The organism is Flavonifractor sp. DFI.6.63 (genome assembly GCF_024462255.1).
Lineage (GTDB): Bacteria > Bacillota > Clostridia > Oscillospirales > Oscillospiraceae > Lawsonibacter_A > Lawsonibacter_A hominis.
This window is the reverse complement of sequence record NZ_JANGBE010000003.1, coordinates 1-19,716: the sequence shown is the minus strand read 5'-3', so window position 1 is coordinate 19,716 and position 19,716 is coordinate 1. Positions and strand designations below refer to the sequence as shown.

20 protein-coding genes and 1 pseudogene are annotated in these 19,716 nt (G+C 58.6%); 16 read left to right on the top strand and 5 right to left on the bottom strand.

Annotation, left to right across the window (positions count from 1 at the left end):
* Nucleotides 1–36: 36 nt before the first annotated feature.
* Nucleotides 37–288, top strand: coding sequence for a hypothetical protein (locus NE547_RS01955; RefSeq protein WP_256174599.1), 252 nt, complete (start codon nucleotides 37–39; stop codon nucleotides 286–288).
* Between the two features lie 785 nt (nucleotides 289–1,073).
* On the opposite strand, the gene NE547_RS01950 is transcribed toward NE547_RS01955, so the two are convergent.
* A complete protein-coding gene (locus tag NE547_RS01950; RefSeq protein WP_256174598.1) occupies nucleotides 1,074–1,676 on the bottom strand; it encodes a sensor histidine kinase in 603 nt (200 codons plus the stop codon).
* A 456-nt stretch (nucleotides 1,677–2,132) separates the two neighbouring features.
* Here NE547_RS01950 and NE547_RS01945 point away from each other — a divergent pair, with 456 nt between their 5' ends.
* Nucleotides 2,133–3,332: a site-specific integrase gene (locus NE547_RS01945; protein ID WP_256174597.1), complete on the top strand. Its 1,200-nt coding sequence runs from the start codon at nucleotides 2,133–2,135 to the stop codon at nucleotides 3,330–3,332.
* A 151-nt stretch (nucleotides 3,333–3,483) separates the two neighbouring features.
* Here the strand turns inward: NE547_RS01945 and NE547_RS01940 are convergent, their stop codons facing one another.
* Complete coding sequence (locus tag NE547_RS01940; RefSeq protein WP_256174596.1) at nucleotides 3,484–4,689, bottom strand: MBL fold metallo-hydrolase; 1,206 nt, start codon at nucleotides 4,687–4,689, stop codon at nucleotides 3,484–3,486.
* Nucleotides 4,690–4,775: 86 nt separating this feature from the next.
* On the opposite strand from NE547_RS01940, the gene NE547_RS01935 reads away from it, so the two are divergent.
* Complete coding sequence (locus NE547_RS01935) at nucleotides 4,776–5,867, top strand: hypothetical protein (protein ID WP_256174595.1); 1,092 nt, start codon at nucleotides 4,776–4,778, stop codon at nucleotides 5,865–5,867.
* Nucleotides 5,868–5,886: 19 nt separating this feature from the next.
* Here NE547_RS01935 and NE547_RS01930 read toward each other — a convergent pair whose 3' ends face one another.
* On the bottom strand, nucleotides 5,887–6,498 hold the full coding sequence (locus NE547_RS01930; protein ID WP_256174594.1) for a hypothetical protein: 612 nt from the start codon (nucleotides 6,496–6,498) through the stop codon (nucleotides 5,887–5,889).
* A 150-nt stretch (nucleotides 6,499–6,648) separates the two neighbouring features.
* Between NE547_RS01930 and NE547_RS01925 the strand changes: the two genes are divergently transcribed.
* The 11 genes and pseudogenes from NE547_RS01925 (at nucleotide 6,649) to NE547_RS01880 (ending at nucleotide 16,057) form a co-directional block, all read left to right on the top strand.
* Nucleotides 6,649–8,442: a WG repeat-containing protein gene (locus NE547_RS01925; RefSeq protein ID WP_256174593.1), complete on the top strand. Its 1,794-nt coding sequence runs from the start codon at nucleotides 6,649–6,651 to the stop codon at nucleotides 8,440–8,442.
* Nucleotides 8,443–8,527: 85 nt separating this feature from the next.
* Nucleotides 8,528–8,602: pseudogene (rpsI, locus tag NE547_RS18505) on the top strand (30S ribosomal protein S9); the annotation flags it as partial.
* A gap of 218 nt (nucleotides 8,603–8,820) precedes the next feature.
* Entirely contained in the window at nucleotides 8,821–9,213 is a 393-nt protein-coding gene (locus NE547_RS01920) for a zinc ribbon domain-containing protein (protein WP_186906679.1), read from the top strand.
* Between the two features lie 31 nt (nucleotides 9,214–9,244).
* Nucleotides 9,245–10,072 carry a purine-nucleoside phosphorylase gene (locus tag NE547_RS01915; RefSeq protein WP_256174592.1) on the top strand — a complete coding sequence of 276 codons (828 nt, stop codon included), beginning with the start codon at nucleotides 9,245–9,247 and terminating at the stop codon, nucleotides 10,070–10,072.
* A gap of 20 nt (nucleotides 10,073–10,092) precedes the next feature.
* A complete protein-coding gene (locus NE547_RS01910) occupies nucleotides 10,093–11,394 on the top strand; it encodes an amidohydrolase family protein (protein WP_256174591.1) in 1,302 nt (433 codons plus the stop codon).
* A gap of 13 nt (nucleotides 11,395–11,407) precedes the next feature.
* Nucleotides 11,408–13,165 (top strand): polysaccharide biosynthesis protein, encoded by a 1,758-nt coding sequence (locus NE547_RS01905; RefSeq protein WP_186906676.1) that lies wholly within the window; start codon nucleotides 11,408–11,410, stop codon nucleotides 13,163–13,165.
* 37 nt (nucleotides 13,166–13,202) lie between these two features.
* Complete coding sequence (gene mazG, locus NE547_RS01900; RefSeq protein WP_186906675.1) at nucleotides 13,203–13,991, top strand: nucleoside triphosphate pyrophosphohydrolase; 789 nt, start codon at nucleotides 13,203–13,205, stop codon at nucleotides 13,989–13,991.
* A 67-nt stretch (nucleotides 13,992–14,058) separates the two neighbouring features.
* Nucleotides 14,059–14,334: an HU family DNA-binding protein gene (locus NE547_RS01895; protein ID WP_186906674.1), complete on the top strand. Its 276-nt coding sequence runs from the start codon at nucleotides 14,059–14,061 to the stop codon at nucleotides 14,332–14,334.
* 109 nt (nucleotides 14,335–14,443) lie between these two features.
* Nucleotides 14,444–14,686: an RNA-binding S4 domain-containing protein gene (locus NE547_RS01890; protein ID WP_186906673.1), complete on the top strand. Its 243-nt coding sequence runs from the start codon at nucleotides 14,444–14,446 to the stop codon at nucleotides 14,684–14,686.
* Nucleotides 14,687–15,042: 356 nt separating this feature from the next.
* Entirely contained in the window at nucleotides 15,043–15,408 is a 366-nt protein-coding gene (locus NE547_RS01885; RefSeq protein WP_186906672.1) for a hypothetical protein, read from the top strand.
* Nucleotides 15,401–16,057 carry a M15 family metallopeptidase gene (locus tag NE547_RS01880; protein WP_256174590.1) on the top strand — a complete coding sequence of 219 codons (657 nt, stop codon included), beginning with the start codon at nucleotides 15,401–15,403 and terminating at the stop codon, nucleotides 16,055–16,057. Before NE547_RS01885 ends, NE547_RS01880 begins: the two co-directional genes overlap by 8 nt.
* A gap of 377 nt (nucleotides 16,058–16,434) precedes the next feature.
* On the opposite strand, the gene NE547_RS01875 is transcribed toward NE547_RS01880, so the two are convergent.
* Nucleotides 16,435–16,560, bottom strand: a complete 126-nt coding sequence (locus NE547_RS01875; protein ID WP_256174589.1) for a hypothetical protein — start codon at nucleotides 16,558–16,560, stop codon at nucleotides 16,435–16,437.
* Between the two features lie 25 nt (nucleotides 16,561–16,585).
* Nucleotides 16,586–16,837: a hypothetical protein gene (locus NE547_RS01870; protein ID WP_256174588.1), complete on the bottom strand. Its 252-nt coding sequence runs from the start codon at nucleotides 16,835–16,837 to the stop codon at nucleotides 16,586–16,588.
* 157 nt (nucleotides 16,838–16,994) lie between these two features.
* On the opposite strand from NE547_RS01870, the gene NE547_RS01865 reads away from it, so the two are divergent.
* Together NE547_RS01865 and NE547_RS01860 are read left to right on the top strand one after the other, a co-directional pair.
* On the top strand, nucleotides 16,995–17,987 hold the full coding sequence (locus tag NE547_RS01865) for a lipoate--protein ligase (protein WP_256174587.1): 993 nt from the start codon (nucleotides 16,995–16,997) through the stop codon (nucleotides 17,985–17,987).
* A gap of 255 nt (nucleotides 17,988–18,242) precedes the next feature.
* On the top strand, nucleotides 18,243–19,355 hold the full coding sequence (locus NE547_RS01860; RefSeq protein ID WP_256174586.1) for a PT domain-containing protein: 1,113 nt from the start codon (nucleotides 18,243–18,245) through the stop codon (nucleotides 19,353–19,355).
* Nucleotides 19,356–19,716: the final 361 nt, after the last annotated feature.

Below are 19,716 nucleotides of genomic sequence, written 5' to 3'. Positions count from 1 at the left end.
CACGCGGGAAAAATATCAGACAGGAAACCGCATATCATGGCCTTTATTTCCGATAACACGGATGCTGAGGGCGCCAGTGCGCATATAACTGCCGGTTTTGATGGTCCTGGGGCCGAGATCCAACCCAATGTCTCGGGCAGTAAGTCCCTCAGGGTCCGGGAGCCGGAGGGGGAAAAGACAGCAAAAAGCCGCTGTTTCCTTTTGGAAACAGCGGCTTTTCTGGTGGACGATACAGGACTTGAACCTGTGACCTCCCGCACGTCAACATCGAAAAATGATTTTTTCTAACACTTTTTGGCGGTTTACAGCTGTTTCTCTTTTAGTTAGGTTGCTTTTTGATGCGTTTGAAGCACAGACTTTCCGGTTGTTCCAGCTCTGTCTGTGGCTGGCTGTGTGGTCAAAGAAATTGTCAAACTGGATTGTGAACTGGGTCAACTTAGAAAGCCGTATGCCCTCTGATTTCTATTTGGGAAAACTAGTGAACGAAGGCGATTTTAGTACGCTGTAGACAAAGATAGGGGATGGACAATAAAGTACACATCGCAAGTCAAGTACGCCAAACCTGCCTGGCATCAGCCATGTCTCCTGATCAAATTCGGAATGGGGCCAGGCTATTAGAATCTGCAGCAGACGGTTATCCCTGCCCATCATACTGCGCTAGAACTGGACCATAAAAAGCGGCGTGGCCAATACATGCATATTGCGCCGCTGATATGTACCATCTAGAGCACCGCCAAATCCATAGACATCCACACATTCACCACCAGTGCGCTGAGATGCCGCAGCATCCGGAGCTGTTGCGTTCCAATGGCTGCTCTGGCTTCCAGGGACAGCAACGCGACGAGAATGCCAAGCAGCAGAAATAGCCCCGAACATATAAAGGCGGCAGCGTAGTGCTATAGCCTTCGTCCTCGGAGAGCATCTGGCTCAATTGCACCAGTTGCTCGCAGTTCGGGTTGGCCGGGCGAGAAAAAGAATGACAAAATGCCCATCGTAGCTAAAAACAGGATATTAGATGATAAACATAAACTTTGTACATTAGAGCACCAACCTCAACCGGAACCAACCGTCTGTCAGGTCAAACTGGCAGACGGCTCCGTTTTTCTGGCAAAAAGCAGAGATGGAATGTACCTCAGACCGTGTCCCTCCTTTTGTGCTACCGGAAGACCGTTGCTGTCAAAGGTGACATTGGCAGTACAAGGATTCGTGAGTTCCAGCATGACACCAGGCGTCCCCACCATCTTGCACCGGATCTTTCGCTGTTTTCGGGGCAACGAGAGATTTGCGTGAATGGCATTTTCCAGGGCATTTGCCACGACGATGGCCAATTCGCCCTCATCCACCGGCAGGGTGCTAGGCGGAGAAAGCTTTGCCTCCACGGAGATCCCTTGATTTTGAGCCTGGTCAAAGCAAGAGGAAAACACCGCGTCCAGCACGGGAGGGCGACACCAGCGGATCTCCTTGTGCTCATCCAGCCGCTTTTGGGCAGCGTCCAGAAACTCCAGCGCGGACTTCTTGTCTCCACGCGATACCAGTTCTGTAACGGCCTGAAGCCGGTGGCGCAGGTCGTGGCGCTCCGTACGGATGGCGTCCTCCGCTGCCTTCACCGCTTCCATCCGGCTCTGAAGAGCGGACAGCTGCAAGGCCGACAGCTGTGCGCTGTGCCGTGCCTCCATCTCCCTTTGATGCTGGTGAAGTGAAACATCAGGATGGAATAGACCCCTGCCATAAGCAGGGAAATGGCGGGTTTAAGAATCGTGCTGCTCCGCTCGAAACCGACATAGCCAGGAATCAGGTATATGATGATGACATAGTATATCGCCATTACCAGGCACATGAGCCACCAGCCCCGGCGCAGTTCCATTAGAGCTTGGAGGAACAGTGGCCGCAGAAATCGAACCAGAAACCAGATGACCCCGGCACTGAGGATAGGGGCATGCGTAGGAGAGGTATTTGTTGGGCCGGTATAAAACCCCCGGAAATTTGCCTCTCATAATGAATGGAGAAAAAGGGGGGGGGCTGTTCGCCCCCCTTTGCTGTATTTTTTCAAAATATTTTCCGCATCTCAGGTGTTGTCACTTCTTGTGCTCCTCCGTACACCAGAATGGAGCGAAACACAAGGAGGACTTGAGATGGCAAGGCCTAAAAAACCAATCTATGAATTTGTAGAGAGCAAGCAGCTCTATCGCAAGAGGGTCAAGGGGCGAGATGGGAAGTATTCTGCACTCTATGGAAAAACTCCTCAGGAACTTGAATCGAAGATTGAGGAGTTCATGGAGGATTTGAGAGTCTATGGTGATAATCGAGAAAATCCCCTTGTCTGTGACTATGCCGATTACTGGATCGACCTTCAAGAGGGCCACCTGACCTACGGTGCGTTTGTCGATTACAAGAGCGTCATCAATTGCCACATAAAGCCTTCCATGGAAGGGCTCAGGATGCGTGACGTGAGGCCAGATGACATCAAACGTATGATGAAATGCGTCGCAACCTTTAGCAAATCGATACATGACAAAACCTATATGCTCACCAAGCAAATATTTACGAATGCTTTTGAAAATGGTGTAATTTGTGAGAATCCATGTCCTCGAATGCACGCCGGTGGCCGTGAACCAAAAGAAAGGCAGGCATTGACGGACGAGCAAGTCGAAACGCTTCTAAATGCAGTTAAGGGTACAAGAGCATATGTCTTCTGCATGATTGGAATATATGCCGGGCTGCGGAGGGAGGAGATCCTTGGCCTGAAATGGGACTGTGTTACTCTCTCTGGTACGCCGTCAATCATGGTTAAGAGAGCCTGCCGCTTTGTTCATAATCGGCCTGTAGTGGAAGAGCGGTTGAAGACAAAGGCAAGCAAGCGAATAATCCCGATTCCACCGCAGTTGGTCGAATGCCTGATGGCGGCTAAAAAAGAATCCAAGTCGGACTTTGTCATTGGAAACGAAGATGGAACAGCATTGGCGGAATCCCAGTTTCAGCGTTTGTGGAAGTACATTGATAAGCGGACTGTGGGAACACGGACTTACGTCCGCTATGCTAATGGAAAGAAAACTAAGATAACATTTGAGGCAGTCAAAGGTGAGCACGCGAGGCATAATCCAGATGTTGTGTATTCTATTGACTTCGAGGTGACGCCCCATATTCTTAGGCATACCTACATCACCAACCTGCTGCTCAAGGGTGTAGATGTAAAAACTGTCCAATACCTCGCCGGCCATGAGCGCGCCAAAATTACACTCGATATCTATACTCACCTCACATACAACCGCCCTGAAGATATCCTCGAAAAGATAAATATGGTCTTTGCGCCTAAACCCACTAATAATCAGTAAGCGGATTGAGCAAAAAAGACTGTCTTATGAACACGCAGAGCGTTTCATAAGACAGTCTTTCTGCATTGGGTGTCCCATAGGCACCCACGACTATTTGAAAAGAAGAGATACAATGTCAGCCAAGATAAGTCCGGTATGGTCAGGCAGGGGCCTACAACTTGAACGCCTGACCATCCTGGAGGAAGACGAGTCGGTTCTCCGGAACAAGATCCTTGAACTGTTCCGGCGCCTCACTGTGCATGGGGATGACACCCTGGCGAGGCTGTACCAGTTCATAGACCTTGCGCAGAGCATTCCGTGTGGCATGACCACTGGTGTGGAGATACTCAACATCGTATCCCGCGAGAAAATCGGCGAGGCGGCTGTCCCTACACGGGCCTTCCAGATAGCCTCTCCACATGGAGTAGATCACTTTGCAGTTCCCCTGATACGGTCTCATAAACTCCCGGAAATAGCGGTTCACACGGACAAACATCAAAAAGCCCTGCTCTTCCATCCAGTCGTGGAGGAGATGGTTCATCCGGGTATTGGGGATTACATACCTGAAATCGTAGCCCTTTAACCATCCGGGTGCATTGGCTTCCACCGTGTTGAGCACCTTCTTCTGGTAGCGATCGCAGACAGCCGGGCGCGACTTGGGCTTTGCGCGGTAAAAGGCCCGGATGCGGTCAATGTTGGTGGAGGAACAGAGGACAAACACCCGCTCGTTCTCCGCCATAATGCGCCGCGCCTTTTTTTCAAGCTCCTGTTCGGTCATGACCCCCTCGCCGTCGCGGGAGAGCATAGTCCCCTCGGTGACCAGCCAGTCCACCTGACCGGCATATTTCTCCAAAACGCCAGCCAGCTTCCTGCCTGTGTATCCATGGTCGCGGAAGTCGCCGGTGTGGAGCAGGCGCACGCCGTCGGCCTCCACAAGGAACATATAGGCATCAAACGCCGAGTGGTCCACCCGTAGCGGCGTAATTTTGACATCACCAATCTGAATTGCCTCGCCGGGAGAAAAGATTCTCGCTCGCTCAATGGCAGCCAGCTCCGCGCTGCGGTCGCAGCGCCGGGCCAGTTCCTCATTCAGCACCTTGCTAATTTCGCGGGAGGCTGCGCCCATGTATAGCGGTACCTCCGGCAGGATCCGGTGAATATTACCAATGTGGTCGCCGTGGGTGTGGGTAAAGAACACGCCGTCGCAGTCGGGGGCTCCCACGGTCAGTCCGGGAATGGAGAGCGTCTCCTCCCGTGTCTCCCCGTCCGGGCCGGGAAGTTCGCTGCCAAAGTCGATGAATATGCGGGTGTCAGCGGTGCTGATTTCGGTTGCGCAGCCGCCGATCTGATGGGTACCACGGTGTATGGTGAGTTTCATATCTTCCTCCTGACCGATTGTGTCTATATTGAAAATATGCTATATTAAGTCCAATTCCAAAAGACGAGCAGGATGGGGGGATAACTTTGATGCTGACACAGAGCGAACTCACGCAGGCGATTCGCGGCGAGATTGATAAAGCAGACAGGAATATTGAACTGTCGTTCATTCAGGATTATCTGGCGTACGCTGCAAAAATCAGCAATCCCAAACGTGCCGCGCATCTGCGGGCGGTCCGCGCAAAATTTCGCGGCTGGGCGCCGTTTGAAGTTTACATCACCATCGGAGAGGCAAAGAAGGCATCCGGCAATGTGGCATTCGATCTCCGCTATCTGGGGCAGTCAGTGGGGACTATCCTTGTGGGTGACACGGGTGAAGTGACTTTGGAAATCACGCCGGTGAAGGCCGCCAAGAATCTGAGAGATTTCAGTGACGGCAGTCCGGAGTCGAAAATACTTGCGGCGCCGTTGACGGCTCCTTGGGACAGTAGCTCCGCTTCCGAATTCCGCAGCTATTTCAGAAAAATGCACCCCCGCCGCAGCGGCGCCTCGGCCGGAAATGAGGAGCACCGCGTGGAATCGGCGCTCATTGCCGCGTTTGCCGGCGGAAGCAATAAGCCTGTCCGGTACATAAGGCCCGTCATGCTCCCCGGTCTGAACTGTCGCTTCCCCATGACCACCGGGATCACGGCCAGTGACCATGGAAATCCGCGCCCCGGCCGGGGCGGCATCGACATCCTCGCCCGCACAGGGAACGGACGAGGCACTTTTCTGACCGTCATAGAGGTCAAGGATCAGAACACATCCCTGGAAGCGCCTGAAGCGGCGCTGCGTCAGGCTGCGGCATACGCCGTGTTCCTCCGGAGGCTCCTGCGCAGCGGGGAAGCCGGCGCCGGATACTGGTGGCGACTGTTCGGATTCAGCGGAGAAATCCCCGACAGGCTTGTGATCCGCATTGCCAGTGCCATGCCCCGCCAGTGCACTTCCGGCGTGTCGGACAATCTGGATGGACTTTGCGGCAGGGGCGTTACCGTACCCTTTGACCCCCAGGAACCGGAGGGCGACTGTGTGGAGCTGCACACCATTTTCTTCGATGATGTGGACCCGGGCGACGGGCACCCCAACCAACTCCGGAATTTCACCAGCACACTTCACGACTGGCCGGAAAAACCTGATTGATGAATAAATGTGAGATGCCCTATTCCGCGCCGGACAGGACTGCCCACACCGTTTTGGCGTCCCGCTGGATCATGCGGATCTGCGCAGCATCCCCGCCTCCTGACGAGTCATAAAACTGGCTCTCATACCAGAACTTCGCGGCGGCGCGGCTTTGAAAGAAGCGGCTGGTGCTGCTGCTCTCGCTACTGTATCCGGGAATATCGTCCTCTTCAAGGTACTTGCGCAACAGGCACACCATCCGTTCCAGGTGCAGCAGGTGCACATCCGAGGGATCCTTCCTTCCCTGCGGATCGTACCGGACCCGAAAGGCGGATTCATGTCGGGCCTCCAGATAATCCGGCGGCACCTCCGCCCGGTAGTACAGCTCCTGCCCCACGGTGTGAACGCAGACGCGTCTGATAGCGTCAATATCACACAGTTCCCGCAGATACCGGCTCAATGTGCGCCGGGAACGATCGGTAAACCGCCGTATGTCCCTCAGCGGTACGCCGGGGTCTCGGCCGTTCTCAGGGATGCACGCCTCCGACGCGGTAAGCCTGGCGTTGAGATAAAGGGCGTAAAACAGCCGAAGCTGAGTTTCCAGCTTTGACAGGCCGCTCTTCTCCGCCTCTGGCTTCCTTGGAAATTTCATGGCTCCACGCTCCTCTTTTCCTCATTATAGCACGGAGCTTAAATGCTGCAAGACAAACTGCTGTCATTTTTTACGACAGCAGTTTGTCTTTCATTTTGCCGGCATCTATTATACTGGGAACTGCAATCGGAAGAAATAGGAGTGATAGAGATGGGAAAGCCCAAAGAGCAGTATCGCGTTTTGCGGGCCCTCTGCGAAACGTGCCGCGAGGGTCAACACCGTTTTACCACCTCCCTTGAGGGAACGCAGACTGGCTGGGAGCTTGGCATCTCCCGGTATTGCCCTGTGGATGGCCAGGAACCTACAGGTCTCACATGGATCCGTGTCAGCGACACGGTCCAGCCCAGGCTTACCAAGGCACTTCATGAGCTTGCGGGCGACGATCTGATCGAGTGTTATGCCATGCGTGGCTCTGCCTTCGTGCTGCATCCCACCCAGCAAGGTGGTGCACCGCTACGTATTTACGGTTCGGCGCTTTACGCTTTGATGGAAGCTTGTGACGCCCCGGCCGTTCAGACTCCGCTTACTGCCTCCTGGTCATATGCAGGCCACATCCCGCTGACGCTTACCGAGGCGGAGGAAACCGCCGCTCTGCGCAGCGGGGTGCTGACTCTGGAGCAACTGGCAGATCTGCTGCATCAAATGCGCGGCATATCCTTCGCCCAGGCGCGGATCCTGGCCGCCGACTACATGGATGCGGACAATGCGGCCCGCACCGTTCCGGCGAAATTCTTTTCTGCCTATCTCAATCTTCCTCAAAACCTGTCCCGTTTTGATTTTGAACGTATGGGGCAGGGGCTGGATGTCTGCCGGAAAGCACGTGCGGATGAGCAGAGCAGGCTGTTCTTCGCGGAGCAGGCGGCAGACAACCTCCGGCTCGATCTTTATCGCGCCTGCGAATCGGCGCAGGAAATAGGCGTTGTCTTTCTGCCCCCTGACCCACTGTGTCCCGGAGAGGAGTTTTCTCCCACAGGCACGGCGGCGATCCGCTGTCCGGTCCAGGGCGGAGTACAGGAACAGCCGGTGCAGCCCGGTAATAAGGAGGTCACAATGAGTAAATATTCCATTCCCCTGAGGAGCCGGAACATGATATTCGATGCTGCGGTCGAAGGCCATGTGATCCGTGTGTTGGGGAAAGACAACGAGCCTCGGCCGATCTCGGAGTGCAGAGACCTGGTATATGACTCCGACGAACTGTGTATCGCGTTCCGTGCCGGGGACAAGTGGGGCTATGCGGACCGCCTGACGGGTGAGATTATCTCTCCCGCAGTCTGGGACTATGCCGATGACTTTCATGGCGGCTATGCCCGCGTCTGCATTGGCTGTGCGCCGGTCAGTGCGGAGGAAACGGGCTTTGTATTGCCGGAGCGCGGCAAGTGGGGGTGTATCGACAAGTCCGGACGCCTGGTCATTGACGTTCAATATGACGAACTGTGGTATTTGGGCGTCCCCGCAACAAATCTGGCGGTTGTGCGCAGGGGAAAGCAGTTTGGCTGTGTAGGCCTGGATGGAGAAACTGTTTTGCCTGTTGTCTATGACGAACTCCGGGTTGCCAAGGAGTGGATTACGGTCCAAAAAGACGGCCTTTGGGGTATGTTGGATTTGAAAGGGATCGCGATATATCCCATCTCCTTTCAGCGGTTTGTCCCGATGGACAAGGCATCCGGTCTGGCCCAAATGTCCGACGGTCTCTGGACCTTTTTCTGCCGGGGAGTGCCGGTGTTTGAGGGTGCGCAGTCTATCTGGTGCGCCCAAAGCCGCTTCATGACCGGGCCGGAGAGGGTGTGCACCTATCTGTTGGCGGAGCTAAACGGATTGTTCGCCCTCACCTGCGGCGATGGCCGGCTGCTCACCGCCCGGCCCGTCCCCTTAAAGGATGCGTGGGAACTTGCCAATCATGCCGCCTGCACGGTACTGCGCTTTCAGAAATGGCTGTCTGAATAAGTGTAAGATAACAGAGTATCGCCATTTTTGAGGTTACATTTGAGGTTATTTGAGTGCTGCGAGTGAAAAAAGTCAGTGTTTTCAAGGGTTTCAGACGACAGACTGCAAAAAGTACGGTCTCAAGGCCGCCCGCCGCGCGCCCCAGTTCTCCAAGCGCTGAGTCCACGTTTTCCGTTTCCGAAAATTGCCGCCCGATTCGGGCGGCAATTTTTTGTGTCTTTTGGGGCTGCCGCACCGGGCAGGCGCCCGCCCATGGCCTGCCGGCCCCCCGCGCCGCGAAGCGCCGCAATTTGCCGCATTTCAATTGCTTTTTTTGCATGACAGGTGTAGAATACCTTGTATTCTCTGCAAATCCTGGATTTAAGGAGGGCTTACGCCATGGACGAACGCGTAAGAGAGCTGCTGGAGCGGGTGCGCGAGACCGCCGTCACGGTAGGCGAGGCGGCCGGGACCACCGCGCGCTACGCCGGGAAATGCGCCGGTCAGATGGTCGATGTGGCCAAACTGAACATGCGCATCTTTGACCTGAACGGCGAAATCAACGACCTGCTCAAATCCATAGGCCGGATGGTGTACGACACCCATCGGGGGGCGGAGCCCGACGCCGCCTCCCTGGCCCCGCTTTTGAGCCAGATCGATGAAAAGCACGAGGCCATCGCCCAGCTCAAGCAGCGCATCCGTCTTTTGAAAAACGTCCGTTCCTGCCCGGACTGCGGGTGCGCCTGCGGCCGGGAGGACAAGTTCTGCAAGGCGTGCGGCCGCCCGTTGTGAGCAAAGCGCCGCGGTCAGGAGGACAGACGCAATGAATTACACATTTGAACAATACCGGCACAGCGCCGACTTTCTCCGCGCGCGCCTGGGCGGCTTTTCCCCCAAGATCGCCATGATCCTGGGTTCCGGCCTGGGTTATCTGGGCGACCTGGTGGAAGACGCGGCGGCGGTCCCCTACGGAGATATTCCGCACTTCAAGACCTCCACCGCCCCCGGGCATAAGGGCCGGCTGGTCTTCGGCACGCTGGAGGGCCAGCCGGTGGCCGTGATGCAGGGACGGATGCACCACTACGAGGGGTACTCCTACGAGGAGGTCGCCTATGCCGTGCGGGTGCTGCGGCTGCTGGGCTGCGATACTCTGATCGTGACCAACGCCGCCGGGTGCATCAACACCGCCTGGAAGGCCGGGGAGCTGATGCTCATTTCCGACCACATCAAATTCTTTCTGGAATCCCCGCTGCGCGGAGAGAACATCCCGGAATTCGGCGTGCGCTTCCCCGACGCGTCCCACCTGTACACCCCCGCCCTGCGCACGCTGGCCCGGGAGACCGCGGGCGAGTTGGGCATCGATCTGAAGGAAGGCGTGTATATGTATTTCCCCGGGCCCCAGTACGAGACCCCGGCGGAGATCCGTGCCGGGCGTATTTTAGGAGCCGACGCGGCGGGCATGTCCACCGCGCCGGAGGTCATCGCGGCGGGACACTGCGGCATGCGGGTGCTGGGCTTCACGCTGCTGTCCAACATGGCCGCCGGCATCCTGGACCAGCCGCTGACCGAACAGGAGGTGCTGGACGCCGCCGAGGGCTGTCGGGACAAGTTCTCCCGGCTGGTGCTGGCATGCCTGCGCAAGATCGACTGACATCATAAAAGGAGCATGAAATGGCTATACTCATCTATAATTGCACGGCCGTGCGCATGGACGAGGCCGGGACCGTGCTGCCCCACGCCTATGTTCTGGTGGAGGGCAGCAAGATCGTCTCCGTGGGCGACCAGCGGCCCCAGGGCTTTACCGGCCGCCAGATCGACGGGAAGGGCAACGTGCTGCTGCCGGGCCTGGTCAACTGCCACACCCATGTGCCCATGACCGCCATGCGCGGCTACGGCGACGGGCACGACCTTCAGGACTGGCTGCACCACTATATCTTTCCGGTGGAGGCCAGATGGGACGAGCGGGCCATCCGCTGCTGCACCGCCCTTGGCCTGGCGGAGATGATCGCCACCGGCACCACCTGCATCGCCGATATGTATATGTTTACCGACGCGGTGGCACAGGAAGTGGTATCCGCGGGGCTGAGCGCCAACCTGTCCTGCGGCGGGGTGCTCTTCGACCCCGTCTTCGACCCCAAGACCTGCCACGACTGCGTGGCCCAGGAGGCCCTGGCCCAGCGCTGGCACGGCTACGGAGACGGGCAGATCCGGTTTGACGCCTCCATCCATGCCGAGTATACGTCCCGGAGCGAGCTTTGGAAGTGGACGGCGGATTTTGCCAAGGCCAACGGCCTGGGCATGCATGTACACATTTCCGAGACCCGGAAGGAGCATGCCGAGTGCATTCAGCGCCACGGCAAGACCCCCGTGCAGACGCTGGACCGGTACGGCGTCTGGGACGTGCGGGGCATTGCCGCCCACTGCGTCTATACCACGGCGGAGGATTGGGCCATTCTGGCCGCCAAGGGAGTCTCCGCCGTCCACAACCCCTGCTCCAACCTGAAGCTGGGCAGCGGGATCGCCCCTGTGCCCGCCATGAATGCGGCGGGCGTGAACGTGTGCCTGGGTACCGACGGCGTGTCCTCCAACAATAACCACGACATGTTCGAGGAGATGAAGCTGGCCGCCATCCTCCACAACGGCGCCGCCTGCGATCCTCTGGCCCTGGGAAGCTGGGATGCGCTGCGCATGGCCACCGTCAACGGCGCGGCGGCGCTGGGCCGAAAGACCGGGCGGATCGAACCCGGCTACGACGCCGACCTGATCCTGGTGGACTTCTCCCACCTGAACCTGTTCCCCTGCCATGACCCGGTTTCCAACCTGGTCTACGCCGCCCACGGCGGCGACGTGTGCATGAATATGGCCCGCGGCCGGGTCATATACAAGGATGGGGACTTCCTCACCATTGATCTCGAGCAAGTAAAGCGGGAAGTGGCAAACTATGCCGTGCCCCTGCTCTTCGGAACGAAATAAGGGGGACTGCCACTTGTCCAGCCAATCGAAAAAGAACACCTTTTATGGGGCGGCCGCTCTGCTGACTGTGACCACCATCGTGGTCAAGATCATCGGCGCCATCTACAAGATCCCGCTGACCGCCCTGCTGCCCGACGAGGCCTACGGCGATTTCGGCGCGGCATACAATATCTACAGCTTTTTTCTGACCATCTCCACGGCGGGGCTGCCCGTGGCCCTGTCCAAGACCGTATCCGAGTGCAACGCGCTGGGCCGGGAGAACCAGAAGGAGCGGGTCTTCCGGATGGCCTTCTGCGCCTTTTTGTTCATGGGCGTATTCAGCTTTATCTGCATGTCGGTATTCAGCCAGTTCGTGGCCACCCACGTCCTGCAAAATGAGAAGGCCGTCTATGCCGTACTGGCGCTGGCTCCGGCGGTGCTGTGCACCTGCATCTGTTCGGCCTTCCGGGGATACGCCCAGGGCCACATGAACATGGTGCCCACCGGCATCTCCCAGATCATCGAGGCCCTGTGCAAGCTGCTGCTGGGCCTGGGCCTGGCCCTGCTGATCCTCCGCTCCGCCATCCAGCCGGAGGATCTGCGCGACCGGCTCTCCGCTGCGGGCGCCCTGTTGGGCGTGTCCATCGGCAGCATCCTGTCGGTGATCTACCTCTTTTTCAACCACAGGCGGACCAGGCAGCGGCAGAAGACCGCCGCCGACGTACCGGAGCCGGGCAGCACGATCCTGGCCCGGCTGCTCAAACTGGCCATCCCCATCACCTTGAGCTCCTGTACCATGTCCCTGGTCACCCTCATCGACACCAACCTGGTCAACGGCCAGCTCCAGAACGTCTTTACCTCCATCCAGGGCGGCCTGTCCGGGATCTCCAACAGCTTTCTCGACATCTTCCCCAAGTCGGTGACGATCTTCCAGAACAATCTGACCGCCTGGCAGGAGGCTGCGGCGCTGAACCCGCTGACAGAGCTCAACCCCGTTCTGGATTCCACCCGCTCCCTCTACGGCGCCTATCAGAAAACCATGAGCATCTATAACCTGCCCTTTAACCTGATGGTGCCCTTCACCGCCTGTATCGTGCCCGGCATCTCGGCGTGCCTTGCCCGGCGGGACCGGCTGGGCGCCCAGCGGGTCACCGAATCCGCCATGCGCATCTCCGCCCTCATTGCCCTGCCCTGCGGCTTCGGCCTGTTCGCGCTGGGCGGCCCCATCATCCAGCTGCTGACCGTCGGCAACGTGGACGCCTCCATCGCCGGACCGCTGCTCTCGATCCTGGGCATTGCCTCCATCTTCGTGTGCATCCAGGTGGTGGCCGCCGCCATCCTGCAGGCCAACGGCATTGTGAATCTGCCCATTATCACCATGGTCATCGGCGGCGTCATCAAGCTGGCCACCAACTACACGCTGGTGGGCAACCCGAAGATCATGATCTTCGGCGCGCCGGTGGGCACGCTTTTGTGCTTTGCGGTGATCTCCATCCTCAATCTGGGCATCATCAAGCGGATGGTCCACCAGCCGCCCCGGTATACCAGGGTCTTCGTCAAGCCCTTCGTCGCCTCCGCCATCATGGCGGTCGCGGCCTGGGCCTGCCACGGGCTGTTCGCCCGTTTTCTCAGCGGCAGCTTCCTGAAAGACGCCATGGCCACGGGCGGCGCCATCCTGGCGGCCGTAGTGGTATATGCAATTTTAGTGCTGGCTTTGCGGGTCATCTCCAGAGAGGACCTGGAACTGATGCCCAAGGGTGAAAAAATCGCAAAAATTTTGCATATCCGTTGAGTTTTTTGGAAATATGGGTTGCAGGAGGCCTTGAAATATGGTAGATTTTCAGTATAAGGACGCTTATGGCGTCAAGGATCTGGAGGAGATCGTCCGCCTGCTCCGCGCCCCCGGCGGATGCCCATGGGATGCGGAACAGACACACGCCTCCATCCGCCGCAATTTCCTGGAGGAGGCCTACGAGGCCGTGGAGGCCATCGACGAGGGCAGCTCCGAACACCTTCAGGAAGAGCTGGGCGACGTGCTGCTCCAGGTGGCGCTTCATGCCCGTATGGAGCAGGAGGAGGGCCGCTTCGATCTGGACGGCGTGGCCGACGGCATCTGCAAAAAGCTGATCTACCGCCACCCGCATGTGTTCGGCGACGTGAGCGTATCCGGCACCGGCGAGGTTTTGTCCAACTGGGAGGCCCTCAAGCGCGTGGAAAAGGGCCAAGAGACCAACACCGACGCTCTGGAGGCGGTGGCCCGCTCTCTGCCCGCCCTGTGGCGTGCGGAAAAGGTGCAGAAAAAGGCGAAAAAGGCCGGTTTTGACTGGCCGGACATCTCCGGCGCGTTGGACAAGCTGTCTGAGGAGCTGGAGGAGCTGAAGGCCGCGGCGGCCCAAGGCACCAATGTGGAAGAGGAATTGGGAGACCTGCTTTTCTCCGCCGTGAACGTCTCCCGCTTTGTCAAGGCCGACCCGGAGCAGGCCCTGAACGCCGCCACCGACAAATTTATCTCCCGCTTCCGCAAGGTGGAAGCGCTGGCCGTCCGAGAAGGGCGGAGCATGGAAGGCATGACGCCGGACGAGCTGGACAAGCTGTGGGAGCGTGCCAAACGTACTTAAAAGCGGCAACGCTTTAAGTATATCAGCGGCGCATCCGCGCCGCAAAAACATAGGAGGAATAAGTACTATGAACAAGGCTGAATTGATCAATGCCGTCGCCGAGAAGGCCGGCCTGTCCAAGAAGGATACCGAGACCGTTGTGAACGCCACCATCGATGTGATTGCCGGCGCCCTGGCCGACGGCGACAAGGTGCAGCTGGTCGGCTTCGGCGCGTTCGAGGTCAAGAGCCGTGCCGAGCGCACCGGCCGCAACCCCAAGACCAAAGAGGAGATCAAGATCCCCGCCTCCAAGGTGCCCGTGTTCAAGCCCGGCAAGGCCCTGAAGGACACCGTCTCCAAGTAAAACAGGAGCGCCGAGCGCCCGGGACGCGAAAGGGCGCGCAGGGGGAACGTTTCTGAAATCCATGCGGCTCCGGGCTCTCCCGGGGCCGCGTCTTTTCCGGAGGCAGCTTATGCGATTGGACAAATGGCTCAAGGTCTCACGACTCATCAAGCGGCGTACGGTGGCCAACGAGGCCTGCGACAACGCCCGGGTAAGCGCCAATGGCCGCCCGGTCAAGGCCAGCTACGACGTGAAGCCCGGGGATGTGCTGGAACTGCGCTTTGGCGAACGCACCGTCCGGGTGGAGGTCCTGGCTGTGGACGAACACGCCAACAAGGCCGAGGCCCCCGCGCTGTACCGGGAATTGCTCTGACCCCGCGGCTCAAAAAGGCAGGCATTTTTGAGCCGCGATACAGCCCGGCGCGCACTCGCCGCGCTCATACGCTTGCGGGCCGAGCGGTGTTTCTTCCAAGGCGCATGTCCTTGGAAATGGTATTTCATCTTATTTCGCCGCCTGCGGGCGGCGAAATCCTGCCGGGGGCGCCGGCCCCATACCGGAACCCGTTCTCCTCTTGTATGGGTTTTGCGTTTTTCGGCAGACCGGGGCGGCACAGCCTTTCCGAAGGCTGCGCCGCCCTTTGTTGTATCCGCTCCTGCAACAAAAGCGCCCGTTGCCGGTAGCAACGGGAGGGACGCACCGCCCCCCAAATACAGTCAGGAGGGAACGATATGAAACACATCAACTGGAGCGAGCTCACCCCCGTGTGCTACAGCATCGCAACACAGGAGGACAAGGACATCGGCGTGGCCGCCGACCTGCTTTTCCACAACATCCGCACGGGCATGGGCGTCCATGCCGGGTCCTATGCGCTGGGCCCCGGGTACACCCCGGATTACAAGGCCCTCAAAGCCCTGTGGGATGCCTGCACCGAGGCGGAGCGTCAGGCCGTCAACACCGAATTCAACGCCTGGCTCCAGCGCATGAAGGAGCACTATCAGGAGCTGTGCCAGCTGTGGAGCGACGGGGACAAGAGCCTCAACCTGCGCTGCCGGATGATGACCGCTCTGGTGACGCCGGACACGGACGATGCTTAACAGCCGGGACATCGACGACCTGCGCGCGGACGTGGCGGCCAACTGCCGGGTCTGGATGCAGCTGTGCCGGGATGCGGGCCTTTCAGTCTGCATCACCGGCACGGTCCGGGACCGGGCATACCAGGAATACTGCTACCGGAACGGGACCAGCAAGGGGCGCGTGCCTACCTTCCACGCCCAGGGCGTGGGGCTGGCCTTCGATTTCTGTAAGAACGTCAAGGGGCAGGAATACTCCGACCCGGTGTTTTTCCAGCGGGCCGGGGAGCTTGGGGAGCGGGTCGGCTTCGAATGGGGCGGGCGGTGGAAGTCCTTTCCCGACCGCCCGCATCTGCAATGGAGCGGCGGCGGGAAATACACCGGAAGCATGATCCTGGCCGGGCGGTATCCGCCCGCCATGCCGCTGTACCGTGCCGCGGAGACCGCAGGGGCGGCCGAAGAGGAGGACGAGGATATGAAGCTGTACCACTGGTTTTCGGACATGCCGGACTGGGCGAGGGGGAGCGCGGAGAAGGCGTACCGCCGGGGCATCCTCCAGGCCGACGCGGACAGCGGAGCCGTGAACGTCTATGAGTGCAGCCTGCAGACCATCGTATGGCTGGACCGGCTGGGCCTGCTGGAGGCGGAACCCTCCCAAGCCCTTCTTTCATAAAACCTTCACGCTCCGTTCATATCTTGTTCACCAACCGCGCTCCAAAACGCGCTATGATAATCCCGTCAGGATGAAGCGACTGATCAACACACACCACCCCTCCTCTCTCTTCTCTTTCCCTCTCAAACACCAGGAACGCGGGTCCGCCGGTTTTCGGCGGGCCCGCGTTCTGCATTTACCATAAGCGTACAAACTCTGCGCAAGATTTAATCTTCCCGTAACATCTTACGCTTTTCCCCTTAACATCTTCCGCGTATTCTAATCCTTGCAAGAGACAGTTTCTTTTTCATTTCATTGTATCCTCTTTCCTGAGAACGGGCCGGACGTCATGGAGCAGACGTCCGGCCCGTTCTGTTTGTACCCAGTGGGGGGTACGCTCATTGCGCCATTTGGATCCGCTTTCCCGTACAGCGCTCCAAAAAGGAGGCAAACGCCTCCGGGTCCCCGCTGAGGAAGCGGGACTTGTCCAGCACGAACCCCCGGCGGCGGTCCAGCATGATCACATAATGGGGCTGTTGACAAAGTCCCTTATCGAAAAAGCAAATAGGTTTTTCTTGCTTGTTTGTTGTTATTTACTATCAAATATATGCTATTTGATAAACTTTTTGCAAGGCCATATTTTTGAAAACAGACTTTGTCAACAGCTCCATAATGTCCCGCATCCCCGCAGATGGTACGGATCACGCCGTAGGTGCTGCGGGTGCCGCTCCGCCCGGTTCCCGTGGAGTAGCCGTGCGCGTCAAAGCAATCGCGTATGGTGACCGGCGTCTGATCCACCATGTGCCGTCCAAAACGATTGATATACTTCTCGTAAAAAAGGCGCTGCGGCGGGGCTTGTATCGTACCTCCTTTTCTGATACGATAACGTTCAGGCAACACCGCACAAGCATGCCGTGCCGCGCCGCACGGCGCATACCGATCAAGCGAGGGAGCGCCTATGTATTATTTGGAAAGCACCAAGACAGACCCCAGCTGGAACCTGGCGCTGGAACAGTACGTGTTTGACGTGCTGGGCCCCCGGGACGACTGTTTCATGCTCTGGCAGAACGACAACACCATCGTGGTGGGCAAGCACCAGAACACACTGGAGGAGATCAATACCGACTATGTGAAGGAGCACGGCGTGACGGTGGTACGCCGCCTGTCCGGCGGCGGAGCGGTCTATCACGATTTGGGAAACCTCAATTTTACCTTTGTGGCGGAGAACCGCTTCGGCAGTGAATTTGACTTTTCCACCTTCTGCCGGCCCGTGGTGGACGCGCTGCGCAGCCTCGGCGTTCCCGCGGAGATCAACGGCCGCAACGACATGACCATCGAGGGCAGGAAATTTTCCGGAAACGCGCAGTACATGAAGAAGGGCCGCATCATGCACCATGGAACCCTGATGTATGACTCCGACCTGGAGGCGGTCAGCCGGGCGCTGAACGTTAAGCCGGACAAGATCGAATCCAAAGGTCTGAAATCGGTGCGCAGCCGTGTGACCAACATCCGCCCTTATGTCACAGACCAGGCCCTGACGGTAGACGGCTTCCGGGAGATCCTGCGCCGCTCTATGTTCCGCGCTTATCCGCTGACCGCCTATGCTCTCACGCCGGCGGACCTGGACGCGGTCGAGCGCCTGCGGCGGGATGTGTACCGCCGCTGGGAATGGAATTATGGCGCCTCCCCCGCCTGCCGCATCCGCAAGGAGCGCCGGGTGGAGGGCTGCGGCGTGATCCAGGTCCACATGGAGGTGGAGCACGGATGCATCGCCGCGCTGGCCTTTTTCGGGGACTACTTTTCCCTGGAAGACAGCGGTGCGCTGGTCCAACGGCTGCTGGGGGTCGCGCTGGAAGAGGGCGCGCTCCGCGCCGCACTGGACGGCTGCGCCATCGGGCGCTATTTCAGCCGCCTGGATTTGGACACCTTCCTTTCCATCCTCCTGCAATAAGGCTTCCCCCGCAGGCGCCCGGCGGCAGGCCGCCCCCCTGAAAACAGCCCAAGCGCCCTGCGTGCGACAGGCCATATGCCGCTTGTGCCGCGGCAGACGATTCCAGCTTTTTCTTTGCTGTACTATTTGTGAGTAATTTTTTGAAAATATAACCGATTTGTAACCGTTGCGATGTAACCTATACTCAACAAGAGAACACCGGGCCGCTGCAGCCCGGTATCAGCTTCAAATTTTTTGTTGAGAGGGGAACATCCCATGAACAAACGTTTTCAGAAAATTGCCGCCCTGTCCTGCGCAACCGCTCTGACCCTGTCCCTCCTGACTCCCTCCGCCCTGGCAAACGGGAACGGGAAAGACAACGGGAAGGACAAGGGATCCACCGGGGCGGGTCAGACGGCGGTCCATATTCACGGCGTCAAGGACATTGCCGGCAACAAGGACGAAGTGACCATCACCGTGGGCGACAAGTCTTATACCGGCGTCTTGAAGGGTGACAAACTTACCATTGAGATGGGCAGCACCGACAATGGCTTCGATTTTGGCAAGGACGAGTCCCTGGAGATCGGATATAAAACTGCCAACGGGAGCGGTACGATCCTCATCAAACACCAAGAGGGCAACGGCGCCAACATTGGAACGGAACACGATAAGGGCCTGAACAACTTCAAGGGTGAAGTCAAGCCCAATCCAGTCCCCTCCACCCAGCCCTCCGCCGAGCCTTCCACCCAGCCCTCCGCCGAGCCTTCCGCTCAGCCCTCCGCCGAGCCTTCCACTCAGCCCTCCGCTCAGCCCTCCGCCGAGCCCTCCACTGAGCCTTCCGCTCAGCCTTCCGCTCAGCCCTCCGCCGAGCCTTCCGCTCAGCCTTCCGCTGAGCCTTCCACTGAGCCTTCCGCTCAGCCCTCCGCCGAGCCTTCCACTCAGCCCTCCACCGAGCCTTCCGCCGAGCCCTCCACCGAGCCCTCCACCGAGCCTTCCGCCGAGCCCTCCACCGAGCCTTCCGCCGAGCCCTCCACCGAGCCTTCCACCGAGCCTTCCGCTGAGCCTTCCGCCGAGCCTTCCGCTGAGCCCTCCACCGAGCCTTCCGCCGAGCCCTCTGCTGAGGTTGAGATCCTGGAAGACCCCACTCCGCTGGCTCCCGTGCCCGAAGTCGTTCTGGAGGAGTCCCCGGTCCCGCTGACCGACCTTCCCGAGGAGACCATTGAGATTGAGGAGGAAACCGTTCCTCTGGGCGACCTGCCTCAGACCGGTACGGCGATGACGCCGGCGGATCCCACCGTGACCGCAGGCCTGTCCGCCATTGCCGCCAGCCTGGCCGCCATTGGTCTGCTGATTAAGCGCACCGGCAAAAAGAACGACGACGCTGAATAAAAAAAGCCCGCTGCAATGATCGGTTGCAGCGGGCTTTTTCCCGTGGTCCAACATATAATTCCATCAAGGCCCGGGCGTGCGTTCCCCTCTCGCGTCCACAGCGGCGCGGGACTGGAGGCACGGAGTTCTCTCCCGTCTGAGGGCGGATGCAAAATGCTCCCGCGCAACCGCGGGCCGTCTCCTGCACAACAAGGCTGCCCGTTTTATTTGCAGCAAACAAAGCGCCCTGCGGCATTGAACCGCCCCCGATTGTGCGGACAGCACAAAAACGCCCCTAATATAGGACTATGAGATTTTCAAGCAGCAAACTGGCGGCGCAATTCCAGAGGCGTCAGTTTTGTTTTTGATTGAATGCGCTGGT

What these genes read in the sequence shown, in the direction of transcription:
- NE547_RS01915 (WP_256174592.1), top strand. Translation starts at nt 9,245, where the DNA reads ATGAATTACACATTTGAACAATACCGGCACAGCGCCGACTTTCTCCGC.
- mazG (WP_186906675.1), top strand. Translation starts at nt 13,203, where the DNA reads ATGGTAGATTTTCAGTATAAGGACGCTTATGGCGTCAAGGATCTGGAG.
- NE547_RS01945 (WP_256174597.1), top strand. Translation starts at nt 2,133, where the DNA reads ATGGCAAGGCCTAAAAAACCAATCTATGAATTTGTAGAGAGCAAGCAG.
- NE547_RS01895 (WP_186906674.1), top strand. Translation starts at nt 14,059, where the DNA reads ATGAACAAGGCTGAATTGATCAATGCCGTCGCCGAGAAGGCCGGCCTG.
- NE547_RS01885 (WP_186906672.1), top strand. Translation starts at nt 15,043, where the DNA reads ATGAAACACATCAACTGGAGCGAGCTCACCCCCGTGTGCTACAGCATC.
- NE547_RS01950 (WP_256174598.1), bottom strand. Translation starts at nt 1,676, where the DNA reads ATGGAGGCACGGCACAGCGCACAGCTGTCGGCCTTGCAGCTGTCCGCT.
- NE547_RS01930 (WP_256174594.1), bottom strand. Translation starts at nt 6,498, where the DNA reads ATGAAATTTCCAAGGAAGCCAGAGGCGGAGAAGAGCGGCCTGTCAAAG.
- NE547_RS01940 (WP_256174596.1), bottom strand. Translation starts at nt 4,689, where the DNA reads ATGAAACTCACCATACACCGTGGTACCCATCAGATCGGCGGCTGCGCA.
- NE547_RS01890 (WP_186906673.1), top strand. Translation starts at nt 14,444, where the DNA reads ATGCGATTGGACAAATGGCTCAAGGTCTCACGACTCATCAAGCGGCGT.
- NE547_RS01880 (WP_256174590.1), top strand. Translation starts at nt 15,401, where the DNA reads ATGCTTAACAGCCGGGACATCGACGACCTGCGCGCGGACGTGGCGGCC.
- NE547_RS01870 (WP_256174588.1), bottom strand. Translation starts at nt 16,837, where the DNA reads ATGGTGGATCAGACGCCGGTCACCATACGCGATTGCTTTGACGCGCAC.
- NE547_RS01955 (WP_256174599.1), top strand. Translation starts at nt 37, where the DNA reads ATGGCCTTTATTTCCGATAACACGGATGCTGAGGGCGCCAGTGCGCAT.
- NE547_RS01865 (WP_256174587.1), top strand. Translation starts at nt 16,995, where the DNA reads ATGTATTATTTGGAAAGCACCAAGACAGACCCCAGCTGGAACCTGGCG.
- NE547_RS01925 (WP_256174593.1), top strand. Translation starts at nt 6,649, where the DNA reads ATGGGAAAGCCCAAAGAGCAGTATCGCGTTTTGCGGGCCCTCTGCGAA.
- NE547_RS01860 (WP_256174586.1), top strand. Translation starts at nt 18,243, where the DNA reads ATGAACAAACGTTTTCAGAAAATTGCCGCCCTGTCCTGCGCAACCGCT.
- NE547_RS01920 (WP_186906679.1), top strand. Translation starts at nt 8,821, where the DNA reads ATGGACGAACGCGTAAGAGAGCTGCTGGAGCGGGTGCGCGAGACCGCC.
- NE547_RS01910 (WP_256174591.1), top strand. Translation starts at nt 10,093, where the DNA reads ATGGCTATACTCATCTATAATTGCACGGCCGTGCGCATGGACGAGGCC.